Source organism: Bradyrhizobium sp. BRP23, from assembly GCF_020194135.1.
Classification (GTDB): domain Bacteria; phylum Pseudomonadota; class Alphaproteobacteria; order Rhizobiales; family Xanthobacteraceae; genus Bradyrhizobium; species Bradyrhizobium yuanmingense.
The window spans coordinates 88,882-113,179 of record NZ_JADYVW010000004.1 but is presented as its reverse complement, the minus strand read 5'-3'; the positions used below and the strand labels follow the sequence as shown (position 1 = coordinate 113,179).

Below are 24,298 nucleotides of genomic sequence, written 5' to 3'. Positions count from 1 at the left end.
TCAGCGCGCCGTGGCGAGTTGCGCGTGCACCGAGGCCAGGAAGTATTCGTAGGCGTGGTCGACGATCTCGTTGAGCGATCGCGTTCGCGCGAACATCGCCTTGGCCTCCGCGAGAAACTCCTCGCGTGTCGGGATCTTCGGCAGATGCAGATGCGTCAGCGCGTCGACACCTTCATGCGCGCGATTGAGGATGTCGTGCAGCGTCGGCAGCTGCAACTGGGCGAGATCGGCCCGGCGGCGTGCCGACGAGATCGCATGCGCCAGGGTTTGCGCATCGAACCGTCCGGCGAGCTCGCGGGCCGCCCGCTGGATGACCCGCGCGCCCAGCGGCTGCTCGTTGCGCAGCACCTGTTCGGGCGGCGCCTTCATGTTCCAGACGACGCCGATCCACGACAGCAGCGTCAGGATGTAATAGGTCACGTCGACCTCCCACCAGCGAAAGCCCTGTCGCACGCTGCTCTGATAGGCGTGGTGATTGTTGTGCCAGCCCTCACCCAGCGTGACCAATGCCAGCAGCCAGTTGTTACGGGAATCATCGCCGGTCACGTAGCGCTTGCGCCCGTGCACATGGGCAAGCGAATTGATGCAGAAGGTCGCGTGATAGACCAGCACCGTGCTCCAGAGGAAGCCGACCACCAGACCCGACCATCCTGCGACCAGGAAGCAGAGCCCTGCCAGCACGAAGGCCGGCAGCAGCTCCAGCCGATGCAGCCACATCAGCTCGGGATAGGCGGCGAGATCGCCGACCTTCACGAGGTCGGTTGCGTCGTGCTGCCGGTAAAAGATCCAGCCGAGATGGCTATAGAGGAAGCCGCGGTGACGCGGTGAATGCACGTCGTTTTCAGTGTCGGAATGCAGGTGATGGTGGCGATGCTTGGCCGCCCACCACAACACGCTCTTCTGGGCGCTGCTTTGCGCAAGGCAGGCCAGGATGAACTGAAACACCCGGCTGGTCGCAAACGCCCGATGCGAGAAATAGCGATGGTAGCCGGCTCCGATCGCGAACATCCGCAAGCAATAGAGTGAGACGCAGATCGCGACCGCCTGCCAGGTGACGCCCGACCAGATTGCCGCAAGGCAGCCGAGATGGACCAGCAGGAACGGCAGGGCGGATGGATACATGATGTCGTCGTGCTGGTCGTCGGCGGGGGCGTTGAGCGGCATATTTGAGCGTGACCTCGGATGACGTGGATTCGGAACTGGCCGGCAGCTTGACGTCCGGCGGGTACCAAAACCCGCGGATGCCACCGCGGGCTTCGGCCGAAGGCTGGCCGCAGCTCTCTGGCAAGCAAGCCCGTAGCCTTACGGGGAGCATGGCGCACAGGTGGCCGCGCGTGTTGCCGACGCCAATTGGCGCGCAGGCGGCCTGCGTCCTATATTCGACAGCGAGAAGCAAGCGTCAAAACACCGCAGGCGGCAATGCGGACGGAGACTGCGATCGTGGCGAGCGACATCCTCTGGCAGGAGATACGCGGCGAGGCGCGGCGCGCCGCAGCGGCGGATCCCGTCTTCGGCAAGGCTGTCGCCGATGCCATCCTTGCCCATGATGATTTTACCGCTGCCTTGGCCGATCTGATCGGGCGTCGGCTGGGCGGCAGCGCCGCCGATCGCGAGCGCTTCACGACGTTTTCCCGCGATGCCTTTCGCGGCCAACCGGATCTGGTCGAAGCGGCCGGCCGCGATCTGCGCGCCATCATGCTCCGTGATCCCGCCATCGCCGGATTGTTGCCGCCGCTGCTGCACTTCAAGGGCTATGTCGCCCTGCAGTCCTGGCGCGTCTCGCACTGGCTATGGCGTCATGACCATCGTGATGCGGCGCTGCTGTTGCAGAACGAGGCTTCGAACGTCCTGCAGGTCAGCATTCATCCGGCCGCGAGCCTCGGCTCGTCGGTTTATCTCGACCATGCCACCGGCATCGTGATCGGTGCCAATGTCGCATCGGCGACGAGGTGACCATCCTTCAGAATGTCAGCATCGGACGCCATGGCGACCTGCCGATGCGCTCGCCTCGCATCGGTCGCGGCGTGTTCATCGGCTCCGGCGCGACCATCCTCGGCGACATCGAGATCGGCGACTTCGCCAAGATCGGCGCCGGGACTGTCGTGACCGGTGACGTGCCTGGCGGCTGCACCGCAATCGGCAATCCCGCGCGGCTCACCAATTGCCTTGCGGCCGCTTCGTCCGCTTGACTGTCGCTCAGGCGGCGCGGCGGTGGCTTTCGCCGCCATGATGCGGGTTGACCGGCTCCGAGCTGGTCTGGCCCGGCGCATCCAGCACCGCGACGTGGTGGCGATAGACCATTTCCCAGCCCTTCCATCCCGTGAACAGAAGGATGCCGAGCACGACCAGGGACAGCACGATGCCCCAGGGCTTGATCGCCGCCTCCGCGCCTTGGGCGTAGCGGAGATAGAAATTGACCAGGGCCAGCACCACCGCCGCGAGATTGCCGACCATGTGGTACCAGGCATCGTTCAGGCGGCGGATGCGTGGCTCGCTGAAGAAGTCGGTGAAGCCGGCTGCGGCGGCAACCAGCGCCATGACGATGCCGGCGCCGATCAGCCACATCGCGGCGCGTGCCCAAAAACCGTCGCCGGTTCCGATGAAGCCGAGATCGGCGATGGGGGCGCCGACCAGGAACGCGACGGGGAACGGGATCAGCATGGGGTGGAGCGGGTGATCGCCGATCGCGGCGGTCGTCTTGGGGTTGATGGACATGGCAGGACCTCGCTGAGAGTGATTTTCCGGACAATTTTCGGCACGAGAGCAGGTTCCTCCGGCCGGTGCGTCCGGAACACGGGATCCGGGGTCCATCCCCCTGCACGGACTGTCTTTCCTGCAACCAAATGCGCCGCCGGTAACCCCGCATTAACCATCGGCGGGCTCTGGTATGTGCGGACAGGCGTGCCCGGAGCCCGACGTCAAGGCCTGGGGTCGAGGCCCCTTAGTTTTGACATCTTGGCGGGGAATGCAGGCGGCCGGCTTTTGACGAGCCTTTGGACGAGCCCTGCACCCCAGAAAGACAAGGCTTTGAGCGGGCTTGCCCGCCGCGCGGGTCCGGCGCGGCTGTTGGGGAACACCGGCCGCGATTTGCTGGCCGAAGACATTAGGTAACGATCGCCTTGAGAGGATACTGCTTATGAATCCGGCCGAATTGGCTCAGACAGCCCTTCCGGTTGCTGCCTCCGCCGACGTGTCGCTGATCGCGCTGTTCTGGCAGGCTCACTGGATCGTGAAAGCGGTGATGCTGGGGCTTCTGGCCTGCTCGGTCTGGGTCTGGGCGATCGCCATCGACAAGATCTTTCTCTACGCGCGCACCCGCCGCTCGATGGACCGGTTCGAGCAGGCGTTCTGGTCCGGCGAGTCGATCGAGGAGCTCTATCGCACGCTGTCGGCAAAGCCGACGCATTCCATGGCGGCCTGCTTCGTGGCGGCGATGCGCGAGTGGAAGCGCTCGTTCGAGAGCCATGCCCGCTCGGTCGCAGGGCTTCAGATGCGCATCGACAAGGTGATGAACGTCTCGATTGCGCGCGAGGTCGAGCGGCTGGAACGGCGCCTTCTGGTGCTGGCGACCGTCGGCTCCGCCGGCCCCTTCGTCGGCCTGTTCGGCACGGTCTGGGGCATCATGTCGAGCTTCCAGTCGATCGCGGCCTCGAAAAATACCTCTCTGGCGGTGGTCGCCCCCGGTATCGCCGAGGCGCTGTTTGCGACCGCCGTCGGCCTTATCGCCGCCATTCCTGCCACTATTTTCTACAATAAGTTCACCTCCGAGGTGAACCGGCAGGCCCAGCGGCTCGAGGGCTTTGCTGATGAATTTTCAGCCATTCTGTCTCGTCAGATCGACGAGCGGGGCTGACGGACGGCATGTATAGTGTGAAGGGCAATCTGGGCACGCGATCATGGCCATGAACGTTGCGAGTTCGTCCGGCGGCGGCGGGCGCCGCGGCCGGCGCAAGCCGGTCGTGGCCGAGATCAACGTCACGCCGATGGTCGACGTCATGCTGGTGCTGCTCATCATCTTCATGGTGTCGGCACCGATGTTGACGGTCGGCGTCCCGCTCGACCTGCCCCAGACCAGTGCCAAGAGCCTCGAAAACAACGACCAGAAGCCGATCCAGATGTCGGTCGACATCAAGGGCAAGGTGTTCATCAACGACACCGAGATTGCGCTGAACGAGCTGATCCCGAAGCTGAAGGCGATCACCGATGCGCGCGGCGGCCTCGAGGAACGCATCTATCTGCGCGCCGACAAGAAGGCGGATTACGGCACCGTGGCCAAGGTGATGGGCCAGCTCTCGGGCGCCGGATTCAAGAAGCTGGCGCTCGTCACGGAAGCGGATCAGGGGTCTTGAGGCCGTGAAGGTGAACGTCGACAAGACACTCGTTGCGTCGATTGCCCTGCATGTCCTCGTGCTGGGATGGGGGCTCGTCACCTTCAGCAGCAAGGCCTACATCGCTACGCAGGAATCGCTTCCGATCGACATCATCTCCTCCGATCAGCTCGCCAAGATGATGGCGGGGCAGAAGACCGGCAAGAAGGAAGAGCCGAAGCCGAAGGTCGAGAAGATCGCGGAGCCCAAGCCCGAGGAAGACGCCGTCGGCAAGGTCACCGAGAAGAAAGAGCTGATCAAGACCAACTCCCAGCCGGAGCCGCCGCCGAAGCCGGTCGAGAAGCCGGTGGAGAAGAAGCCGGAGCCGCCGAAGCCCGTCGCCGAGGCCAAGCCGAAGGAAGAGCCGAAGCCGCAGGAAAAGAAGCCTGATCCGGCCAAGGAAGATCCGATCGCCGAGCTGCAGAAGAAGATGGAGACCAAGAAGCCGCCGCCCAAGCCCGTGGAGCAGAAGGTCGCGGCGGTGCAGCCGCAGCAGCAGCCCAAGCCCAAGGAGCGCACCTTCGATCCCGCGCAGATCCAGCGCGACCTCGACAAGCGCGCCGCGACCCGGCACGAGCAGACCGGCTCGGCGTTGAATGCATCAGCCTCGCTGGGCACAGCGACAGGGACGGCCGCCAACAACGTCGCGACTTGGCAGGGAGCTTTCGTCGCTGCCGTCAAGCACTGCTTCAATTTCCCTTACGATGCTCAGGACAGGGATCAGTTTACGGCCGACATAGATATTCAGATGCGCCCCGACGGAACGCTCGCGTCAGCGCCTGTGATTGTCGCGGTTCGAGGACCGTCTCGGGCAATTGCAAATGCGATGGCGGAGAGTGCCAAGCGTGCGATCCAACAGTGTCAGGCCTACACGTTCTTGCCCAAAGCTCAGTATGACACTTGGAAAACGATTGCGCTGACTTTCGATATGAAAGATCAGCAGTAGATGAGACATGAATTAACTCAGGTGAACAAGATGCCATTTCTGACGCGACGTGGATTCATCGCGGCCGCGGGATCGTCAGTCACCCTGCTGGCCGGAGGCGCCGCGACAGCGCAGGGGCGACTTCAAGTCAGTCCCGGCGGATTTCAGCCCATCTCGATCGCGATCAGCAACTTCGTGCCCGGCTCGCCCTCCGACAGCGACGTCGCTAACGGTGTCACGCAGGTCATCACCAACAACCTGAAGCGCTCGGGCCTGTTCGCGCCGATCGACCAGGCCGCCTTCATTGAGCGCATCAGCAACATCGACGTCGCGCCGCAATTCGAGAACTGGAAGACCATCAACGCGCAGGCTCTGGTCACCGGCCGCATGACGCGGCAGCCGGACGGCCGCCTGAAGGCCGAATTCCGCCTGTGGGACGTCCTCTCCGGCCAGCAGCTCACCGGCCAGCAATATTTCACCTCGCCGGAATATTGGCGCCGCATCGCGCACATCATCTCCGATCAGATCTATGAGAAATTGACCGGCGAGAAGGGCTATTTCGACAGCCGCGTCGTGTTCGTGGACGAGACCGGGCCGAAGGAGCGCCGCGTCAAGCGGCTCGCGATCATGGATCAGGACGGCGCCAATGTGCGCTATCTGACCCGCGGCTCCGATCTCGTGCTGACCCCGCGCTTCTCGCCGAACTCGCAAGAGATCACCTACATGGAGTTCGGCCAGGGCGATCCGAAGGTCTATCTCTACAACATCGAGACCGGCCAGCGCGAGATCGTCGGCAACTTCCCCGGCATGACCTTCGCGCCGCGCTTCTCGCCGGACGGCCAGCGCGTCATCATGAGCCTGCAGCAGGGCGGCAATTCCAACCTGTTCGTGATGGATCTGCGTTCGCGTTCGACTACGCGTCTCACCGACACGCCGGCGATCGACACCTCGCCGTCCTATTCGCCCGACGGCAGCCGCATCTGCTTCGAGTCCGATCGTGGCGGCAGGTCGCAGATCTACGTGATGAGTGCGGGCGGCGGACAGGCGCAGCGCATCTCCTTCTCCAAGGACGACACCAACGCCAGCTATTCGACGCCGGTGTGGTCGCCGAAGGGCGACTACATCGCCTTCACCCGGCAGGGCGGCGGGCAGTTCGCGATCGGCGTCATGAAGCCCGACGGCTCGGGCGAGCGGCTGCTCACCTCCGGCTTTCACAACGAAGGCCCGACCTTCTCGCCGAACGGCCGCGTGCTGATGTTCTTCCGCGATCCTGGCGGCAATGGCGGGCCGTCGCTGTACTCGGTCGACATCTCCGGCCGCAACGAATTGAAAGTGCCGACGCCGGGTTTTGCCTCGGACCCGGCATGGTCGCCACTGTTGTCCTCGACCTCGGGCTGACAACGGCGCAGTTGAAACATCGCGCGTTCAGACGCGCGATGTTTTCGAAAAACCGCGCCGATTTTTTCCGAGTTTGCCGTGACCGGCAACACTTCCTTCACCTTGCGCCCGGCAAGGCTTGCCTACCTGCTTGATATTCCAGCGAAAATCATTTCGCTATTGCCGAAAAACAACCCGACTTTAACGATGTTCCCTCAGAAAAGCTTCATCTCGGCTGGGTAAGACTACGCGCTGAACAGGACGCGCGTACAAACCAAAATGCAGTTCGCAAGCCAGAGCGGAGAGCAGGGGCAACCGCCGCCGGTCAATCCGGCGGCGCAGATCGATTCGCTCTTTGAAGCGCCCGGACCGCTGCTGGCCGGTCTCATCTTCGTGTCGATCGGTGCTGCGCTGACTGCGCTGAAGACAGGTGAGCCCCTGATTTGGGCGTGCGTGGCGCTGCTCGTCTTGGCCGGAACGGTGCGGGCGATCGATTTGCGTCGCTATCAGGGACGCAAGTCGAGCGTGACCGCCGAGGCGGCCAAACGCTGGCAGGCGCGGTATCAGATCGGCGCGAAGATCCAAGCTGCAGCGATCGGCATCTGGTGCGGCACGACTCTGCTCGCCACCGACGACGCGGTCGCGCATATGATTGCCCTGTCGGTCACGACAGGCATTGCCGCAGGGGGAGCGGGAAGGGCGTACGGACGACCGTCGATCTTCCATCTGCAGGCGCTGCTCATTTTCGCCCCGGCGGTGTTGGCATTGGCGTGGCGCGGCACGCCCTACTACATCGCGATGGCCGTTGTGAGCGCGGCCTTCCTGCTGGCGATCATGCAGCTCTCGGTCAACTTGCACCGGATCTTCATGGGCGCCGTGGTGGCGCGCGAACGCGAAGCCGCACTTGCGGGCCAGTTCGATACCGCCCTCAACAACATGCCGCACGGTCTTTGCATGTTCCATCGCGATGGCCAGCTCGCGGTGATGAATCACCGCTTCGCGGCGATGATGAACCTGCCCGACCATCTGCCTCGGAGCGGCGCCAGTGCGCGCGACATCATCGCGGCGTGCGTGCAGGCAAGATCCATCTCGAGCGCGGACGGCGAGCATATCGTCGCCGGCATCGAAAGTTCGCGGGAGAAGGAGATCATCACCGCCGAGGCGAACCTGGAGCGAAATCGGTCGCTGTGCTGGACCGTTCAGCCGATGGCGGACGGAGGGGCGGTGCTGCTGCTCGAGGACATCACCGAGCGGCGCAACGCCGAGGCCAAGATCACCCATCTTGCGCGATACGACGACCTGACGGCGTTGCCGAACAGGGTCAACTTCCGCGACCAGATCGAGCACCTGCTGGCTGTCTCCCACGATGCGGCGCAGCTCTCCGCGCTGCTGTTCATCGACCTCGACCAGTTCAAGCAGGTCAACGACACGCTGGGCCATCCCTGCGGCGACCAGCTCCTGTGCGCCGTCGCCAACCGCCTGCGCGAGATGCTGCGCCCCGAGGATTTCGTCGCCCGGTTCGGCGGCGACGAGTTCGTCGTGTTCCAGCAGAACCTCACGTCGCCCGAGGATGCCGCGGCACTCGCCCGCCGCATCGTCGAGCGGTTGAGCGAGCGGTACCGCATCGACAATCATCTGGTCGAGATCGGCGCCAGCGTCGGCATCGCGCTGACCTCGCCGGAGGGCACCAGCGCCGACACGCTGCTCAAGAACGCCGACATGGCGCTGTACCGCGCCAAAGCCGACGGCCGCGGCACCTATTGTTTCTTCCGCGACGAGATGGCCGCGACCGTCGAGGCGCGCCGTATCCTCGAGCTCGACCTGCGCAAGGCGCTCGCCAACGAGGAATTCGAGCTGTTCTTCCAGCCGCTGGTCAATCTGAGGTCCGGCAAGATCACCACCTGCGAAGCGCTGCTGCGCTGGAATCATCCGGTGCGCGGCACGGTCTCGCCGGTCGACATCATCCCGGTCGCCGAGGACATGGGCCTGATCGTCGATCTCGGCCGCTGGATCCTGCGCCGCGCCTGCATGGAATGCATGAAGTGGCCGGAGGGTGTCAGCGTCGCCGTTAATTTCTCGCCGCAACAATTCCACCAGCGCGACGTCCTGAGCGAAATCCGCTACGCGCTCGAAGTGTCGGGCCTGCCGGCGCATCGTCTGGAGATCGAGATCACCGAGTCCTCGCTGCTGCGCAACACCCAGCTCACCCACGACATCCTGTCGCAATTGCATGCGCTCGGCGTGCGCATCTCGCTCGACGATTTCGGCACCGGCTACTCCAGCCTCAGCTACCTGCACAATTTCCCGATGCAGAAGGTGAAGATCGATCGCTCCTTCCTCGAAGGCATCGATTCCGACCGGCCGCTGACGCTGCTGCGCGGTGTCGCGCGGCTGTCCGCCGACCTCGGCATGGCCGTCGTGGTGGAAGGCATCGAGACCAACGAGCAGCTCGAGCTGATCAGCGCCGACGGCACCGTGACCGAAGGGCAGGGCTACCTGTTCAGCCGGCCCGTACCGGCGGTGCGGATCCGGCAATTGCTCAACGCCTCGCATGGTCGTCGCGTGCCCGACGACCAGCTCGCCCTCGTGTCGTCGCGATAGGCCCGATCCCTTCCCGGCAGCTCCACTCTCGCAATCGGCTCCCGTGTGCACCGTAGTCTTGCGGGCTCGCAAAGGTTAACCCTAACGATTCTATAGCTTTGCAATTCCGTTAAGGAACCATTAAGGTCTGGCTACTCGTGGAAGTTGCTTGGAGTCAGAGGTTGCAGATGAAGTCCGGAGCCGAACCGAACACGGCGCTCCTTCCACGAGGCGCCGCGTTGTTTGACCGCATCGATTATCGGCTCATCGAAACGCCCGAGGACAAGGACAACCTGTATCTGATGCGCTACCGCGCCTATCTGCAGGCCGGTCTGATCGAGCCATCACCTTCGCTGCGCGTCAGCGATCGTTTCGACGAAACGCCCAACACCTGGAATTTCGGGGTCTACGTTGACGGAGAGCTTTGCAGCTCCGTCCGCATCCATCTGCTGACGTCGGAATGGCGGATGTCCTATACCACCGAGGTGTTCGGCGACATCCTGCATCCCCGCCTCGATCGCGGCGAGGTTTTTGTCGATCCGTGCCGGCTCGTTGCGGATCCCGACAAGCACCACCGCTTTCCCGAGCTGCCCTATTTGACCGTCCGGCTCGCCTTTGTCGCGTGCGATCATTTCAACGCCGACACCGGCCTTGCCATGATCCGGACCGATCATCAGGCGTTCTACCGCCGCATCTTCCTGCACGAGACCATTTCGCCGGAGCCGCGGGGCTTTCCGGGCTGGCCCACCAAGAAGGCGGTCCTGATGGCGACCGACGTCCGGCGGCAGCGGGACAAGGTGCTCGCGCGCTTTCCGATCATGCGCTCCAGCGCGTTCGAGCGGCGCATGCTGTTTGAACGCAGCATCCCCCGGCAGGCCGCCACGCGGCCGATTCTGCTCACCACGCCGCGGACCTTGGACGTGGCCTCTCAAGCGCTCGGTTCGGTCTAGGCGGGCGCTCCCCGGTCATTTCGGCCCAAAATTCCAGCAAGTGCCGGCTCTTTTGCCGGCCGACGCGGCTTGCCTTCACCCTCGCGCCACATTTACAACCCATTAACCATGACGTTTGCTTTTCGCTGGTTGGGGGCATTTGACCGGCTGAGGCAAGGTTCCGTCAAGGTTGACGGAACGTTCGCTTAACCAACCCCCTGTAGACCGGACAGCAGTGGACTAACGTGAGCGTGGAGGCTCCGGAATGAGACATCCTATGCGTATCCTCCAGGGATTGAAGCTGGCCGCGGTGCTCGCCGTCGCGCTGTCGATGGGCGCCTGCGCCAACAAGAATGCCGCGACGGATGCGATGGCCAATGCGGCGACGCCCGGCAGCCAGCAGGACTTCGTCGTCAACGTCGGCGACCGCGTGTTCTTCGAAAGCGACCAGACCGATCTGACCCCGCAGGCGATCGTGACCCTGGAGAAGCAGGCGCAGTGGCTGCAGACCTATCCGCGCTACTCCTTCACCATCGAAGGTCATGCCGACGAGCGCGGCACCCGCGAATACAACATCGCGCTCGGCGCCCGCCGTGCCCAGTCGGTCCGTTCGTTCCTCGCCTCGCGCGGCATCGACCCGAACCGCATGCGCACGATCTCCTACGGCAAGGAACGGCCGGTCGCCGTCTGTAACGACATCTCCTGCTGGTCGCAGAACCGCCGCGCCGTCACTGTCCTGAACGCCAGCTCCTGACGCTCGGTCAGGTCTCCGGTGGTCAGTCAGGCCCCGTTCAGCTTTGCAATTGGATGATGCCGGCGCCCTCTCGGGCGCCGGTTTCGTTTCAGCATTCTGTGACTGAAAACCCCTTGGTATCAGTCACATTTTTGGCGTACTCCACTTCGATGTGTGGCGCGTCGAGGGTTCCGTCGCAGGCCATTTCGCTTTCGTCGTCAGGGCAAGATGTCATCCAGATTTAAGGCTTTTACCGGTACCGCGGCGACCGCCGCGCTGCTCTCTTTGTGCTCGCCCGCGCTTGCGCAATCGGTCTACGGGCAGTCGGATGATGTCGACCCGGAGATGCGGATCGAGCGGCTGGAGAACCGGCTGCGCCAGCTCACCGGCCAGAACGAGGAGCTGCAATATCGCAACCGCCAGCTGGAAGAGCGCCTGCGGGCGCTCGAGGGCGGCGCGCAAGGGGCGCCCGGGCAGGCACCAAACGTCGCGGCGATGCCGCCCGCGCAGATCGCACCGAGCCAGATTGCACCGGGGCAGGTCGCGCCCGGATATCGCCAGCCCCCGCAACAGCAGGCCGCGCAGCCGAGCCAAGCCGCGCCGCCGAGCTACGAGCAGCCGCAGATCGCCGCGCCCGCGCCGATCGTTCAGGAGCAGCCGGCGCCCGGCGCTCCCGGCACACGCCGCCGCGGCGATGCCTTCGACCCGAACCAGAACCCGAATGCGCCCGGCGCGCCGCGCGCACTCGGCGGCGGGCAGCAGCCGATGCCGGCGGTCACGCCTGGCGGCGGCCGCAATGCGGGCGAGCCGCTCGATCTCGCCAACACCAGCCCGCGCTACCAACAAGGTGTGCCGCCGGCCGCGCAGCCCGGCTATCCGCCGGCACAATCGGGTTATCCCGCACCGGCCGGTGGCGCTGCTTTGGCCACCCTGCCGCCGTCGGCGACGCCCCGCGACGAGTTCGACCTCGGCATCGGCTACATGCAGCGCAAGGACTACGCGCTGGCCGAGCAGACCATGAAGAACTTCACGCAGAAATTTCCGAGCGACCCGCTGGTCGGCGACGCGCAATACTGGCTTGGCGAGAGCTATTTCCAGCGCCAGCAATATCGCGATTCCGCCGAAGCGTTCCTCGCCGTCACCACCAAATACGAGAAATCGGCCAAGGCGCCGGATGCGCTGCTGCGGCTCGGCCAGTCGCTCGCCGCGCTGAAGGAGAAGGAGGCCGCCTGCGCCGCCTTCGGCGAGATCGGCCGCAAATATCCCCGCGCCTCCGCCGGCGTCAAAGCCGCCGTCGATCGCGAGCAGAAGCGGATGAAGTGCTGATCCGCTGACAAAGCGGATGGCGTTGCGCTAAACATTCGGTCAATCCGCGGATGATTGCAGCGTCATGTCAGACGACGACGATTCACCGATCTCGGCGCGCGAGGCGAGGCGGCTCTTCGCGGGCCTGAGAGATGCCCCGGCGCTGGTGCTCGCGGTCTCCGGCGGGCCCGACTCGGTTGCGCTGATGTGGCTTGCAGCGCGCTGGCAGCGCAGCCTCGCGCGAGGCCCGCAAATCACGGTCGTCACGATTGATCACGGCCTGCGCCCGGAGGCCGCCCGTGAGGCGCGCGAGGTCAAGCGGCTCGCCGCGGCGCTCGGATTGCCGCACCGGACCTTGCGCTGGCGCGGTGAAAAGCCGAAGACGGGGCTGCCTGCCGCCGCGCGCGAGGCCCGTTACCGCCTGCTCGCACAGGCCGCCCGTGCCGCCGGCGCGAGCCATGTGCTGACGGCACACACCCGCGACGACCAGGCCGAGACCCTGTTGATGCGCCTGTTCCGCGGCAGCGGACTTGCCGGACTCTCGGCCATGGCTCCATTCACCGAGCGCGACGGAATCGTGCTGGCGCGTCCGTTGCTCGACGTTCCGAAATCGCAGCTGATCGCGACCTTGCGGCGGGCGAGGATCGGCTTTGCCGAGGATCCCACCAACCGGGACACCGCCTACACACGGCCGCGGCTGCGCGCGCTGCTGCCGCTCCTCGCGGCCGAGGGCGGCGACGCCAGAAATCTGGCGCGGCTCGCGGCAAGGCTGGCGCGGGCCAATGCGGCGGTCGAGGTGCTTGCCGACGGCGCCGAGCGCTTCCTCCGCCTGCGGGATCGCGGCGATGCGCCGCAGGCGAGTGTCAGGAGCTTCGAGGCCGCGACCTTTGCCGCCCTGCCGGAGGAGGTGCGGCTGCGGCTCCTGCTGCGGGCCATCAACGCGCTCGGCCATGAAGGGCCGGCGGAACTCGGCAAGGTCGAAACCCTGATGTCGGTGCTTGATCGGGCGATCGCCGGCCCCGGTGCAGCCGCAAATGGCCGGCCGGTTCTGAAGCAGACCCTCGCGGGAGCCTTGATCAGCCTTGCCGGCGGGCGTATCCAGATCGCGCCGGCGCCGGCCCGGCGGCGCAAGGGCAGATGAGCGCGACGAGAGCGGATCATGACACCGGTCAATTCGCGTCCGTGCCGTCAGGCCACCTTAACCAGGCAGGAAAAACCCGGGTTCGGACGCCATGATTTCAGCGGGAATCGCGCTAAGATGGGATAAATAGTCCCATCTCGTTCCCTTGGCAGCGACCGGGGCGGCACCTAAATTGTATCCGTCTAACGATGAGGATTCCTTGGGATTTCCTCGCATTGACCAAATCAACTGCCCAAGGATCACGGCCGCGATCCGCGCGACCACGAAGGAAGATCGATGAACGCCAATCTGCGCAATTTCGCCCTCTGGGTCATCATTGTCTTGCTGCTGTTGGCGTTGTTCACGCTCTTCCAGAATCCGGGTCAGCGGGCCTCCTCGCAGGACATCGCCTTCTCGCAGCTGCTGAGCGAAGTTGACCGCGGCAATGTGCGCGACGTCGTGATCCAGGGGCCGGACATCCACGGCACCTTCACCAACGGCTCCAGCTTCCAGACTTACGCGCCGAACGACCCGACGCTGGTGAAGCGCCTCTATGACAGCAAGGTGCAGATCACCGCGAAGCCGCCCGGCGACAACGTGCCGTGGTTCGTCTCGCTCTTGGTCTCCTGGCTGCCCTTCATCGCGCTGATCGGCGTCTGGATTTTCCTGTCGCGGCAGATGCAGGGCGGCGCCGGCAAGGCGATGGGCTTCGGCAAGTCGCGTGCGAAGATGCTGACGGAGGCCCATGGCCGCGTCACCTTCGAAGACGTCGCCGGCGTCGACGAAGCCAAGCAGGACCTGCAGGAGATCGTCGAGTTCCTGCGCGACCCCGGCAAATTCCAGCGCCTCGGCGGCCGCATTCCGCGCGGCGTGCTGCTGGTCGGCCCTCCCGGCACCGGTAAGACCCTGATCGCGCGTGCGGTCGCGGGCGAAGCCAACGTGCCGTTCTTCACCATCTCCGGTTCCGACTTCGTCGAGATGTTCGTCGGCGTCGGCGCGAGCCGCGTCCGCGACATGTTCGAGCAGGCCAAGAAGAATGCGCCCTGCATCATCTTCATCGACGAAATCGATGCCGTCGGTCGTCACCGTGGCGCCGGTCTCGGCGGCGGCAATGACGAGCGCGAGCAGACGCTGAACCAGCTGCTGGTCGAGATGGACGGCTTCGAGGCCAACGAAGGCGTGATCCTGATCGCCGCCACCAACCGTCCCGACGTGCTCGATCCCGCGCTGCTGCGTCCGGGCCGCTTCGACCGTCAGGTCGTGGTGCCGAACCCCGACGTCGTCGGCCGCGAGCAGATCCTGAAGGTGCATGTTCGCAAGGTTCCGCTGGCGCCCGATATCAATCTCAAGACCATCGCGCGCGGCACCCCGGGCTTCTCCGGCGCCGACCTGATGAACCTCGTCAACGAGGCCGCTTTGACCGCCGCCCGCCGCAACAAGCGGATGGTGACGCAGGCCGAGTTCGAGGAGGCCAAGGACAAGGTGATGATGGGCGCCGAGCGCAAGTCGCTCGTCATGACCGAGGAAGAGAAGTTGCTCACGGCCTACCACGAGGGCGGCCACGCCATCGTCGGCCTCAACGTGCCCGCGACCGATCCGATCCACAAGGCGACCATCATCCCGCGGGGCCGTGCGCTCGGCATGGTCATGCAGCTGCCCGAGCGCGACAAGCTGTCGATGTCGCTGGAGCAGATGACCTCGCGCCTTGCCATCATGATGGGCGGCCGCGTCGCCGAAGAGCTGATCTTCGGCCGCGAGAAGGTGACCTCGGGCGCGGCGTCCGACATCGAGCAGGCCACGCGCCTGGCCCGCATGATGGTGACGCGCTGGGGCCTGTCGGAAGAGCTCGGCACCGTCTCCTATGGCGAGAACCAGGACGAGGTCTTCCTCGGCATGTCGGTGTCGCGCACGCAGAACGCCTCCGAAGCCACCGTCCAGAAGATCGATTCCGAGATCAAGCGTCTGGTCGAGGAAGGCTACAAGGAGGCGACGCGCATCCTCACCGAGAAGCGCGCCGATCTCGAGACGCTGGCCAAGGGCCTGCTCGAGTTCGAGACGCTGACCGGCGACGAGATCGTCGACCTGCTCAAGGGCAAGAAGCCGAACCGCGAGTCCGTGCTCGAGCCGACCACACCGCGCGCCTCCGCCGTGCCCCCGGCCGGCAAGCCGCGCCCGCGTCCCGATCCGGATCCCGGCCTCGAGCCGCAGCCGCAGGCGTAATTCCAAGCGGCAGCTGAGAATCGAAAAACGCGGCGGTGACGCCGCGTTTTTTATTGTCCGAGCGCGCTTCGCGAGCTGGCATTGCGCTGGCCCCTCCCGCAAGGCAGGCGCCGCCGAACCAGAGCGTTCTGTTCCGGCGCATCGTTCGAGCCTGGGCCGTTTTGCCACAGCCATCCGGCTGAATCGGTTGCGGTGGGTCAAGAAGGAGCATCTCGACGGCGTTAGGTTCCGACTCGTCAAAGGAGGCACACATGGCTTTCAAGGATGTTCTGTTGACCCTGGCGAGCTACCCGGAGCCGACGCCGGTTTCAGTGATCGACGATGCCGTCTCGGTGGCCGCCACCCTGGGGGCGCACCTCGCAGCCATTTCCTGCGAGGTCCATGCGGAGGTGCGCGCAAGCCTGCTCGGGGATGTCATCCTGGACATACCCGCGCTTATTGCGCGCGAGGCCGCCAAGAGCCGCGAGAATGCGAAAGCCCTGCTTGCCGCATTCGAAGCCTCCGCCGACAAATCCGGCGTCCGGCATGAGACCATCTTCGAGCACTGTGCAACCGCCAGCGAGGCCGCGCTGCTGGTTGACTATGCAAGGCTTCGGGATCTCACGATCATGGCGGTGCCGGACTCCCATGATCTGGGGTACGCCGAGGAGGTGATCTTCGAATCCGGCAGGCCGACGCTGATCCTGCCCACCGGCCCGCGGTCGCGTCCGTTGCGGCTCGATGCCATCTGCGTGGCTTGGGACTTCAGCCGTACCGCTGCGCGAGCGGTTTCCGACGCACTTCCTTTGCTTGAAAGCGCAAGAAGTGTGCGCGTCGTGACTGTCACCAACGAAAAGCCCCTGGATTCCAGACATTCCGGCCGAGAACTGGCGAAGAACCTGGCTCGTCACGGCATCGAGGTCGTGCTGGATGAGATCGATGCCGAGAGCAAGCCGATCGACGAGGTCCTCACATCTTACGTGCTGTCCCACGGCATCGACGTCCTCGTGATGGGCGCGTACGGAACGCCGAGGTGGCGGGAATTCGTGCTCGGCGGCGCGACCAGGGGCCTGCTGTCCAAGCCGCCGGTGCCGATCCTGTTTTCGCATTGACGCTTGGTGATGCAGGAGGTGGCGCCGCTCGGGTCTACGAAACTCGTCAGATCGCTGACGCTCACGCACGCGGTCCTCTATGGGCTCGGCGTGACGATCGGTGCCGGAATCTACGTCCTGGTGGGCGCGGCCGCTGCCCGGAGCGGAATGCATGCACCTCTGGCGTTCCTCGTTGCCGCGGTCGTGATGGGCGTGACGGCCGGGAGCTTTGCCGAACTGGGCACGCGACTGCCGGTCGCGGCGAGCGAGGCCGCCTATGTCCAGGCCGCGTTTCATCGAAAATGGCTCAGCGGTGCCACAGGGTTGCTCGTTGTGGCTGCAGCGACGATTTCGGGCGCGACCATCACCGTGGGGAGCGCCGGCTACATCAGCGTGTTCCTGCCGCTGCCTGCCAGCTGGATCATCGCCGGCGTCGTGCTCGCGATGGGAGCGATCGCCTGCCTGTCCGCGGTTCAGTCCATCAGCTTCGCCGGCTTGATGACGGTCGTGGAGATCGGAGGATTGGTCCTCATTGTCGGAGCCGGGCTGTTTGAGGGCGACGCCCTGGTCTCCCGGCTGCCCGAACTGTTGGCTCCCCTGAGCGATAAAGCAGCGTGGACCGGGATCGCACAGACGTCGCTGCTCGCCGTGTTTGCGTTCATCGGGTTCGAGCACCTCGTGAACATCTCCGAGGAAATGAAGAATCCGTCCCACACGCTGCCTTGGGCGCTCTTCATCACCCTCGGCGTGACCGCGCTCCTCTACATGATTGTCGTCTGGGTCGCGGTGGTCGCGGTGCCCCCGGCCGAGCTCGCGCACGCCTCGGCTCCGCTTGCACTTGTCTTTCAGCGGTTGACCGGTCTTCCCCTCTCGGTATTGAGCGTCATCGCGATCGTTGCGACGGTCAACGGGATCATCGTTCACATGCTGATGATCGGACGTGTGCTGTACGGGCTTGCGGACCAAGGCAGCCTTCCGGCCTTTCTGGCCCGGGTGAACGCCAGAAGCGGAGCGCCGGTGGTTGCAACCCTCTTCGGCGTGGGCGCCATCCTGATCCTCGCGCTCGGCATTCCCTTGACCGGATTGGCCGAATGGACCTCACGCCTGACGCTCGGGATCTTCGTCCTGGTCAACCTGGCGCTTCTTCGCATCAAGACGAGAGAATCCAAGCCTCCCGCCGGCGTGTTCTTCGTGCCCATTTGGGTGCCGATCGCAGGACTGTTCACAAGCGCCGCGTTGCTCCTGATCGATCTCGTGCGATAGCGCCCGCGTGGCGTTTCGGCGGAGGACCCGGACGTTGCGATGGCGGTTCTCTCGCTTCCGCACGCGCGATCGGTGAAACATTAAAGAACACCTTAACAATTAAGGCCTAGCTTGGCCCGCCATGACTGATCAGGTCGTCTCCAGCGCGGTTCAACCGTTTTCGGCGCGTGCAGTGCTCCCTTGGGCTGTGGGGCTCGCCGTCTACGCTGTGTTGCTGGCTGTCGGCCCGAAGCTGCTCGGAGATCCCGACAGCTATTCTCACGTCGAGCTCGGGCGCTGGATCATGGCGCATGGGACCCTGCCGACGAGCGATCCATTTTCGTTTTCGAAGCATGGCGCGCCTTGGATCACGTTCGAATGGCTGTCGGAAGTCATCTATGCCGGAGCCTACGTCCTGTCCGGCTGGTCCGGCGTCGTCGTCGTCGCGGCCGCGGCGATCGCACTCGCCTTTGGTCTGCTCACATACTTCCTGCTGCGCGAGCTGTCGCCGACCCAGACGCTGGTCATGGTGATCGCGGCCGTCATCCTGACGGCGCCGCACATGCTGGCGCGGCCACACGTGCTCGTGATGCCCATCATGGTGATCTGGGCGGCTGCCCTGGTGCGTTGCATGGATCACGGCAGGCCGCCACCATACTGGGCCCTGCCGCTGCTGGTCGTGTGGGGCAATCTGCACGGCAGCGGAGTGCTGGCGCTTGGCTTGATTGGACCCGTGGTGCTCGAGGCGCTGCTGCGCGAGGAGCGAAGCCAATGGCCACGCGTGCTGCTGCGCTGGGTGCCATTCACACTGCTTGCCGTCGCCGCATCCTGCCTGACGCCGCATGGGCCGGAACCGCTGTTGATGCCCATCACGACGCTCGGCCTCGGTCCCGCGCTCGCCTGGATCGCGGAATGGCGGCCGCAGGATTTCAGCCGCATCGGCGGCTTCGAGCTGCTGTTGCTGGGGGGCATCTTCGCGCTCTCGCGCGGCGTCACGCTGCCGGTCGTGCGGACCCTCGTGGTGATCGGCTTGCTCCATTTCGCGCTGGCGCAGATGCGCAATGCGGATCTGCTGGCCATGCTGGCACCGCTCTACCTCGCGGCCCCGCTGGCCCGGAGGTTCGGCGGGCCGAGCGGGAACGAGACCGACCGCTCCTCGCGTGGCTTGAACCTGGCGGCATTCGGCATCTTGGCCGCGATGAGTGGATTGGCGCTGGCGCGCGACATCCGGCCGGCTCCCCTCATCACCCCCGAGGCGGCGGTCGCCCGTGCCGACCTCGCCAAGGCGGGGCCGCTGCTCAACGATTATTCCTTCGGCGGCTATTTGGTCTTTGCCGGCATTCCAACCTTCATCGACGGCCGCGCGGAACTGTTCGGCGGACCGTTCATCGACCGCTACAATCGCGCCCTGGCGCTGATTGACCTCGGAGATTTTCTCAAGCTGCTCGACGACTACAAGATCAGCGCGACGCTGCTCGCACCGAATACGCCCGCCACAGCGATGCTTGACCGGCTGCCGCACTGGCAACGCGTGTACAGCGACGATGTGGCGGTCGTCCACAAGCGCCGAGAGATGCAGTAAAGCCCGCTCGGCAGCAGCATTGAAGACCAGGTGTTGGCCTCACGTCCGAGATGATTGCGGCGAATCACTCGTTGATTGCGTGTTTCGCGGGTGCAGTCGCCGCCTCGTTGCGATCGAAGCCGGCTCGCTTCTGGACCACGTACAGTGGACGGCGCTTTACTTCGGCATGGATGCGGCCGACGTAAAGGCCCACGATCCCCGTCATCAGCATGTTCATTCCACACAACAGCGAGAGGAGGACAATGGTCGAGGACCAGCCGGTCACGAGATGAGCGTCATTGCTCAGCCACATCACGACGACCCAGCCGCCGTAGAGCAGTGCGAATGCCGAGACGGTCAATCCGCACCAGATCGCCAGGCGCAAGGGCAGATCGGAAAAGCCGAGCGCGGCGTTCACCGCGAGCCGGATCATCTTGAACAGGGGGTACTTGGTCTCGCCCGCGGCGCGCTCGAGGCGATGGAACGTGACCTCGGCCTGGCGGAAGCCGAGCCAGGCGATCATGCCGCGTACGAAGCGATCCTGCTCCGGCATCTGCCTGAGCGCGTCCAGCACCTTGCGATCGATCAGGCGGAAGTCGCCGACGTCGGCGGGGATGCCGACGGAGGACATCTTGCCGAGCAGCCGGTAGAACAGGTGTGCGGTCGCGCGCTTGAATCGGCTCTCTCCCTCGCGCGACAGGCGGCGGGCGTGGACGACGTCGTTGCCTTCCTGCCATTTTGCGATCAATTGCTCGATCACTTCGGGCGGATCCTGCAGATCGGCGTCCATGACGATGATCGCGTCGCCCTGCGCGGCGTCCATGCCGGCGGTGATGGCGACTTGATGGCCGAAATTCCGCGACAGGCCGATATAGCGAAAGCGGGCGTCGCGCACAGCGAGTGCCTGTAGCACGATCGAGCTGGAATCGCTGCTGCCGTCGTCGACGAAAATCGCCTCTGCCGGCCCGTCGAGCCGGGACAGCAGGAAGTCGAGCCGGCGCAACAATATCGGCAGTACGGCTTCCTCGTTGAAGACGGGAATGACGAGGCTGTAGCGGATCGGTCCGGAATTGGCCGCCATGCGAAGGAGTCCAGCTGGGTTGCAGGGACGGAAGTCTACGGGCAGGTGGTTAAGGTCGCCTTTCTCAGGACTTGCGGCGAATCCTGTAGAGCACGAACCGATCCGAGGTCTCCAATAGTTCCAGCAGATCCGGCAGCGGGTTTGCGGCCCGCGGTCCCAGCACATAGAGGTAGTCGAAATCCCGGTGCCAGGTGCGGACAAAGCGCGGCGAGTCCGCCGGCGGGTGGCCCGCTGCTATCGCGGTGAGCAGGCCTGAGGACACCAGTCCGCCATCCGGAGTGGCAAGATGGCGCACGGCCTCGACGGCCCGAACAGGCTGCTTGCCCGCCTCCGTGAAGAGATTGGGCACGAACGCATTGGCATAGTGCACCGCCAGCGTTGGCGCATAATACATCGGATACGCCGTGAGATCGGCGAAGGGCGGGTCGCCAGCTTCGTCCGCATTGCTGACGAGGACGCGCGAGCCACGTTCGACCTTGCGGAACGACTCGACAATGGCCGCGTAGTCAGTGCGGTAGGGCAGCCATACCGTGAAGACAACGGCGAGATTGATCAGCGTGATGCCGCCGATCGCAGCGAGTGCAGCCATCCGCCAAGCCCGGCTTGGCAGCGACAGCGAGCAGAACGCCGGCAGGATCAGCGCCGCAGCAGGAAACACGCGGAGGTCGGCGAAAGAGGTCCCGAACAGCCTCGAGGGAATGGCCACGTACAGGAGCGCAAGACCGAGCGCGATCCAAATCCCGGCGGGCTCGAGCCTGAGCAAGCCGCGCCTTACGGCGAACAGCAACGCGGTCATGAGGGTCAGCCCGGTCACCGCCGCGGCCGTCAGATTGTAGCCGTTCATGATGCGGAGCGGCCAGACCGGCTTGAATGCGAGGAACCAATCGTTGCCTTGGCTTCCGATCGCGCCTGCCGTGACATGCATGATCGCAAGCAGCGCAAGCGCCGGTAGGGCCAGCGCGCCAAGCCGCGCGGCCGCGACGGAATACGCGACCCGCCCTTGGCGGACGCGCGACAGCTCGAAAAGGCCGAGCGTTGCGCCATAGATGCCGAGCGAAAAGAAATGCGCCACATAGAGCGCGGCGACGAAGATCAGATTGGCCATGAAGCGCAGCGGCCAGGGGCCTTCCGCCAGCATCAGATAGACGGCGATGCCCCAGAGCGCGAGGCCGAGCCCGAACTCGAAGTTCACGAAACCCCAGCTGAACGGCAGGCAATAGAGCAAAGCGAGCGCGGCGAAGCCGGCGAGATGGATGCGTCCCTTCCTGACCCATTCGAGCAGAAGCGCACCGGTGACGATCAGGACCTGGCTCAGCAGGAGAAACAGCCGCGTCGCGTTCTCGACGCTCATCAGCCGCGCCAGCTGCGGGACCAGCAGGTCCATTCCGAGGTTGGGATAGAAGGCCCACCTCACCTCGTAATACGGATTTGCACCCGCGGTGCCGTTCTGGCTCAGAACAGACATGCGGGCGAGGTGATTGGGATAATCGACCATCGCCGGAATGGGCGTCAGCAGCACCGGAACAAACGAGACTACAGCCAGCATCGCAAGCACGATCATCGCCACGGCTCGGTCCGGGGCGGAACGCGCCGGATCTGTCAGGATCGGCTTGCTGGAAGGAACCATCTGATGAAGTCGCTGAGGCCGAAGACGCGCGCTGGAGCGGGTCGTCACTTCGAAGGCGCCGCGGTCGCGCCGTCTGCGGCGTCGCGCACGTGGATCACGGCGATGTCGTCCGCATAGATCCGCTTCCAGCCCGTGAGCTGGTCGAGGATCTGCGGGCCCGGCGCATCCGCGCCCAGCAGTGTCGCATCGATCTTGTGCTCGTCGAGCAGGCGCGGCAACAGCTCGGGCTTCTTGCCCTCGGTCGCCTTGAAGAAGTCCATGATGAATTTCTCGCCGTAGAGCTCGGCGCGGCCGTCGACGAAAACAGGAATATCGCGCGAGATCAGATAGCCGCCGAACTGGTAGGCGTTGAAGACGCGCTGCACCTTGCGTTGCTCGAGCAGGTCGACCGCCGCGACCGGCGTCTGCGTCATCGTGAAGGTGAAGCGGTGGTGCCCCAGATAGAGCGAGGTCGAGGTCCAGCTTGCCGCCACGATCATCAGCGCGCCGAGCGCCGTGACATAGCGGCCGGGCCAGCTGTCGGCACCGGCGGGCTCAAGCGCCGGCTGCGGGAACATCTCGCCGAGCGGCTTTGCCAGCACCAGCGGCACCAGGAATGCAAATGCGTCGATGCTCCTGACGTGGCTCAGCGCGCTCCAGGTCAGGAAGAGGATCAGGAAGATCCGGGGTGCCGACAGCACCAGGCCGCGATAATAACCGAATGCGATCAGGGCGAGCAGGGCGCCTTCGAACGGGGTGAACGTGGCGAAGTTCGCCGGCATCCATTCGACGATCAGCGTCAGCAATTCGCCGAGGCTGAGGATGTTGGTCGCGCCCTGCAGCGTTCGCCAGCCGTACGGCGTGCAGCAGCTCGCGATCAGCGCCCCGATTCCGAACAGCACCCAGCGCATGAACAGGGCGAGCCGCCGTCCCTTCTCGGCATGCTCGACCGCTTCGAGCGAGATCGGGCCGATCAGCGCGAGCCCGAGCACGAAGCCGCCGTGCAGGTTCGCCCACAGCGCCATCAGCGGCAGCCAGGTCCAGGACGGCGCGCTCCGGCGGCTCGCAGCCGCCATCAGCAAGCCGACCCACGCCACCATCACCGGCAGCGCCAGAATATGCGGCCGCGCCAGGACGTGATGGATCGACAGCAGCAGCGCCAGCATCGCGAACAGCACCGCGCGCGGGGCTCCGATATGCGCCTCGAGCAGATACACGAGGATCGCGAGTGCGAGCGCGATGGCGGCCGCGGTGAGGATGACGGGGCCTGCCCAGCCCCATTGTGCATGCGAGAAGGAGAACGCGACCTGCGACAGCCAGGACGTCGAGATCCACGGCGCGCCCGTCCGCGTGAAGGAATAGAAATCGATCATGGGCATGGCGCGGTGATCGAGGATCCATTGCCCGATCTTGATCTGCCAGAACGAGTCGGAATCCTGAAGCAGCGTATCGCCCAGGAACAGGAAGAACAGATAGGCGCCGGCGCCGACGCACAACGGCACCAGGGCACGCGCGCGGCCCTGCACCGCGATGCTGTTGGCGAAAGAAAGGGACATGCCGTCTCGTCGTCCTGGTTGTTCTTGCCGGCCCGAGCGGGCGGCATTGGACCACGCCGGTCATAACTTCGGGTAAACCGGCCGCGCCAGGCCGGCGTCAGATGCTTACAATTTAACGGATTGTTTCGAACTTGGATTTACCATGGGCCGATACACGCAATCCGCTCGGTGTTTACGCAGCCGAATTAACTGCGGTGCAATTCTTTGCCTCTACGTTCAGTTGCCATGGTCGGGCGGCGCTGGGAAGCCGAAGAGACCAGATCAGTTGTAGCCTCGTGTACTCATTTGGAGCACTCTATGAAGAACCTCGTTGCGCGTTTCATGAAGGATGAATCCGGCGCCACCGCCATTGAATACGGCCTGATCGCTGCCGGCATCGCGCTGGCGATCATCACCGTCGTCAACAACCTCGGCACCACGCTGAACACGAAGTTCAGCTCGATCTCGACCAGCCTCAAGTAAGGCCGGACGACCAGCGGAATAGCGAAGGGCCCCGTCATCGACGGGGCTCTTTTGCGTTGTCCAGGAATCGGCGCGGGGCGTTCGACGATCAGGCTTAAGCCTCCTTCAAGCCACTCGGGTGTATGGCTTGGGCGCATCCGCCTCACATCATCGCGCAAGGAAGC

The 24,298-nt window shown here is 64.7% G+C and carries 20 protein-coding genes and 1 pseudogene; 16 read left to right on the top strand and 5 right to left on the bottom strand.

Annotated elements, in window-relative coordinates; translation table 11 throughout:
* Entirely contained in the window at positions 1–1,164 is a 1,164-nt protein-coding gene (locus I6F24_RS12015) for a fatty acid desaturase (RefSeq protein WP_225112960.1), read from the bottom strand.
* 255 nt (positions 1,165–1,419) lie between these two features.
* Between I6F24_RS12015 and I6F24_RS12010 the strand changes: the two are divergent.
* Positions 1,420–2,189, top strand: a pseudogene (locus I6F24_RS12010) (serine acetyltransferase).
* Positions 2,190–2,196: 7 nt separating this feature from the next.
* Here I6F24_RS12010 and I6F24_RS12005 read toward each other — a convergent pair.
* Positions 2,197–2,715 (bottom strand): DUF2231 domain-containing protein, encoded by a 519-nt coding sequence (locus I6F24_RS12005; RefSeq protein WP_225149238.1) that lies wholly within the window; start codon positions 2,713–2,715, stop codon positions 2,197–2,199.
* Positions 2,716–3,136: 421 nt separating this feature from the next.
* Between I6F24_RS12005 and tolQ the strand changes: the two genes are divergently transcribed.
* From tolQ to I6F24_RS11935, 14 genes are all read left to right on the top strand, one after another.
* Positions 3,137–3,853, top strand: a complete 717-nt coding sequence (gene tolQ / locus I6F24_RS12000) for a protein TolQ (protein WP_225126318.1) — start codon at positions 3,137–3,139, stop codon at positions 3,851–3,853.
* Between the two features lie 43 nt (positions 3,854–3,896).
* The gene (gene tolR / locus I6F24_RS11995) at positions 3,897–4,349 is read left to right on the top strand and encodes a protein TolR (RefSeq protein ID WP_036021864.1); all 453 of its coding nucleotides are present in this window, start codon (positions 3,897–3,899) and stop codon (positions 4,347–4,349) included.
* Positions 4,350–4,353: 4 nt separating this feature from the next.
* A complete protein-coding gene (locus I6F24_RS11990) occupies positions 4,354–5,313 on the top strand; it encodes a protein TolA (protein WP_225112958.1) in 960 nt (319 codons plus the stop codon).
* 30 nt (positions 5,314–5,343) lie between these two features.
* Positions 5,344–6,690, top strand: a complete 1,347-nt coding sequence (gene tolB, locus I6F24_RS11985; RefSeq protein ID WP_225112957.1) for a Tol-Pal system beta propeller repeat protein TolB — start codon at positions 5,344–5,346, stop codon at positions 6,688–6,690.
* A gap of 78 nt (positions 6,691–6,768) precedes the next feature.
* On the top strand, positions 6,769–6,912 hold the full coding sequence (locus I6F24_RS11980; protein ID WP_225112956.1) for a hypothetical protein: 144 nt from the start codon (positions 6,769–6,771) through the stop codon (positions 6,910–6,912).
* 36 nt (positions 6,913–6,948) lie between these two features.
* On the top strand, positions 6,949–9,270 hold the full coding sequence (locus I6F24_RS11975) for an EAL domain-containing protein (RefSeq protein WP_036021865.1): 2,322 nt from the start codon (positions 6,949–6,951) through the stop codon (positions 9,268–9,270).
* Positions 9,271–9,437: 167 nt separating this feature from the next.
* Complete coding sequence (locus I6F24_RS11970) at positions 9,438–10,199, top strand: hypothetical protein (RefSeq protein ID WP_035998571.1); 762 nt, start codon at positions 9,438–9,440, stop codon at positions 10,197–10,199.
* Between the two features lie 244 nt (positions 10,200–10,443).
* The gene (gene pal / locus I6F24_RS11965) at positions 10,444–10,932 is read left to right on the top strand and encodes a peptidoglycan-associated lipoprotein Pal (RefSeq protein ID WP_035998574.1); all 489 of its coding nucleotides are present in this window, start codon (positions 10,444–10,446) and stop codon (positions 10,930–10,932) included.
* A gap of 207 nt (positions 10,933–11,139) precedes the next feature.
* A complete protein-coding gene (gene ybgF, locus I6F24_RS11960) occupies positions 11,140–12,237 on the top strand; it encodes a tol-pal system protein YbgF (RefSeq protein WP_225149237.1) in 1,098 nt (365 codons plus the stop codon).
* Positions 12,238–12,301: 64 nt separating this feature from the next.
* Positions 12,302–13,357 carry a tRNA lysidine(34) synthetase TilS gene (tilS, locus tag I6F24_RS11955; protein ID WP_035998583.1) on the top strand — a complete coding sequence of 352 codons (1,056 nt, stop codon included), beginning with the start codon at positions 12,302–12,304 and terminating at the stop codon, positions 13,355–13,357.
* Positions 13,358–13,633: 276 nt separating this feature from the next.
* Positions 13,634–15,556 (top strand): ATP-dependent zinc metalloprotease FtsH, encoded by a 1,923-nt coding sequence (gene ftsH, locus I6F24_RS11950; RefSeq protein WP_035998585.1) that lies wholly within the window; start codon positions 13,634–13,636, stop codon positions 15,554–15,556.
* 251 nt (positions 15,557–15,807) lie between these two features.
* A complete protein-coding gene (locus I6F24_RS11945; protein WP_225126311.1) occupies positions 15,808–16,647 on the top strand; it encodes a universal stress protein in 840 nt (279 codons plus the stop codon).
* A gap of 9 nt (positions 16,648–16,656) precedes the next feature.
* Complete coding sequence (locus tag I6F24_RS11940) at positions 16,657–17,889, top strand: APC family permease (protein ID WP_057028066.1); 1,233 nt, start codon at positions 16,657–16,659, stop codon at positions 17,887–17,889.
* Positions 17,890–18,010: 121 nt separating this feature from the next.
* Positions 18,011–19,450, top strand: a complete 1,440-nt coding sequence (locus I6F24_RS11935) for a hypothetical protein (protein WP_225149236.1) — start codon at positions 18,011–18,013, stop codon at positions 19,448–19,450.
* A 64-nt stretch (positions 19,451–19,514) separates the two neighbouring features.
* Here the strand turns inward: I6F24_RS11935 and I6F24_RS11930 are convergent, their stop codons facing one another.
* From I6F24_RS11930 to I6F24_RS11920, 3 genes are all read right to left on the bottom strand, one after another.
* On the bottom strand, positions 19,515–20,510 hold the full coding sequence (locus tag I6F24_RS11930) for a glycosyltransferase family 2 protein (RefSeq protein WP_036021887.1): 996 nt from the start codon (positions 20,508–20,510) through the stop codon (positions 19,515–19,517).
* Positions 20,511–20,574: 64 nt separating this feature from the next.
* Entirely contained in the window at positions 20,575–22,071 is a 1,497-nt protein-coding gene (locus tag I6F24_RS11925) for a hypothetical protein (RefSeq protein ID WP_225156416.1), read from the bottom strand.
* Positions 22,072–22,181: 110 nt separating this feature from the next.
* Positions 22,182–23,672 carry a hypothetical protein gene (locus tag I6F24_RS11920; protein ID WP_074447703.1) on the bottom strand — a complete coding sequence of 497 codons (1,491 nt, stop codon included), beginning with the start codon at positions 23,670–23,672 and terminating at the stop codon, positions 22,182–22,184.
* A gap of 297 nt (positions 23,673–23,969) precedes the next feature.
* On the opposite strand from I6F24_RS11920, the gene I6F24_RS11915 reads away from it, so the two are divergent.
* Positions 23,970–24,134, top strand: coding sequence for a Flp family type IVb pilin (locus I6F24_RS11915; RefSeq protein ID WP_035998610.1), 165 nt, complete (start codon positions 23,970–23,972; stop codon positions 24,132–24,134).
* The last annotated feature ends 164 nt before the right edge of the window (positions 24,135–24,298 follow it).

What these genes read in the sequence shown, in the direction of transcription:
- tolR (WP_036021864.1), top strand. Translation starts at nt 3,897, where the DNA reads ATGGCCATGAACGTTGCGAGTTCGTCCGGCGGCGGCGGGCGCCGCGGC.
- tolQ (WP_225126318.1), top strand. Translation starts at nt 3,137, where the DNA reads ATGAATCCGGCCGAATTGGCTCAGACAGCCCTTCCGGTTGCTGCCTCC.
- I6F24_RS11915 (WP_035998610.1), top strand. Translation starts at nt 23,970, where the DNA reads ATGAAGAACCTCGTTGCGCGTTTCATGAAGGATGAATCCGGCGCCACC.
- I6F24_RS11925 (WP_225156416.1), bottom strand. Translation starts at nt 22,071, where the DNA reads ATGATCGTGCTTGCGATGCTGGCTGTAGTCTCGTTTGTTCCGGTGCTG.
- I6F24_RS11930 (WP_036021887.1), bottom strand. Translation starts at nt 20,510, where the DNA reads ATGGCGGCCAATTCCGGACCGATCCGCTACAGCCTCGTCATTCCCGTC.
- I6F24_RS12005 (WP_225149238.1), bottom strand. Translation starts at nt 2,715, where the DNA reads ATGTCCATCAACCCCAAGACGACCGCCGCGATCGGCGATCACCCGCTC.
- I6F24_RS12015 (WP_225112960.1), bottom strand. Translation starts at nt 1,164, where the DNA reads ATGCCGCTCAACGCCCCCGCCGACGACCAGCACGACGACATCATGTAT.
- I6F24_RS11940 (WP_057028066.1), top strand. Translation starts at nt 16,657, where the DNA reads ATGCAGGAGGTGGCGCCGCTCGGGTCTACGAAACTCGTCAGATCGCTG.
- pal (WP_035998574.1), top strand. Translation starts at nt 10,444, where the DNA reads ATGAGACATCCTATGCGTATCCTCCAGGGATTGAAGCTGGCCGCGGTG.
- I6F24_RS11935 (WP_225149236.1), top strand. Translation starts at nt 18,011, where the DNA reads ATGACTGATCAGGTCGTCTCCAGCGCGGTTCAACCGTTTTCGGCGCGT.
- I6F24_RS11970 (WP_035998571.1), top strand. Translation starts at nt 9,438, where the DNA reads ATGAAGTCCGGAGCCGAACCGAACACGGCGCTCCTTCCACGAGGCGCC.
- I6F24_RS11920 (WP_074447703.1), bottom strand. Translation starts at nt 23,672, where the DNA reads ATGTCCCTTTCTTTCGCCAACAGCATCGCGGTGCAGGGCCGCGCGCGT.
- tilS (WP_035998583.1), top strand. Translation starts at nt 12,302, where the DNA reads ATGTCAGACGACGACGATTCACCGATCTCGGCGCGCGAGGCGAGGCGG.
- ftsH (WP_035998585.1), top strand. Translation starts at nt 13,634, where the DNA reads ATGAACGCCAATCTGCGCAATTTCGCCCTCTGGGTCATCATTGTCTTG.
- ybgF (WP_225149237.1), top strand. Translation starts at nt 11,140, where the DNA reads ATGTCATCCAGATTTAAGGCTTTTACCGGTACCGCGGCGACCGCCGCG.
- tolB (WP_225112957.1), top strand. Translation starts at nt 5,344, where the DNA reads ATGCCATTTCTGACGCGACGTGGATTCATCGCGGCCGCGGGATCGTCA.
- I6F24_RS11945 (WP_225126311.1), top strand. Translation starts at nt 15,808, where the DNA reads ATGGCTTTCAAGGATGTTCTGTTGACCCTGGCGAGCTACCCGGAGCCG.
- I6F24_RS11975 (WP_036021865.1), top strand. Translation starts at nt 6,949, where the DNA reads ATGCAGTTCGCAAGCCAGAGCGGAGAGCAGGGGCAACCGCCGCCGGTC.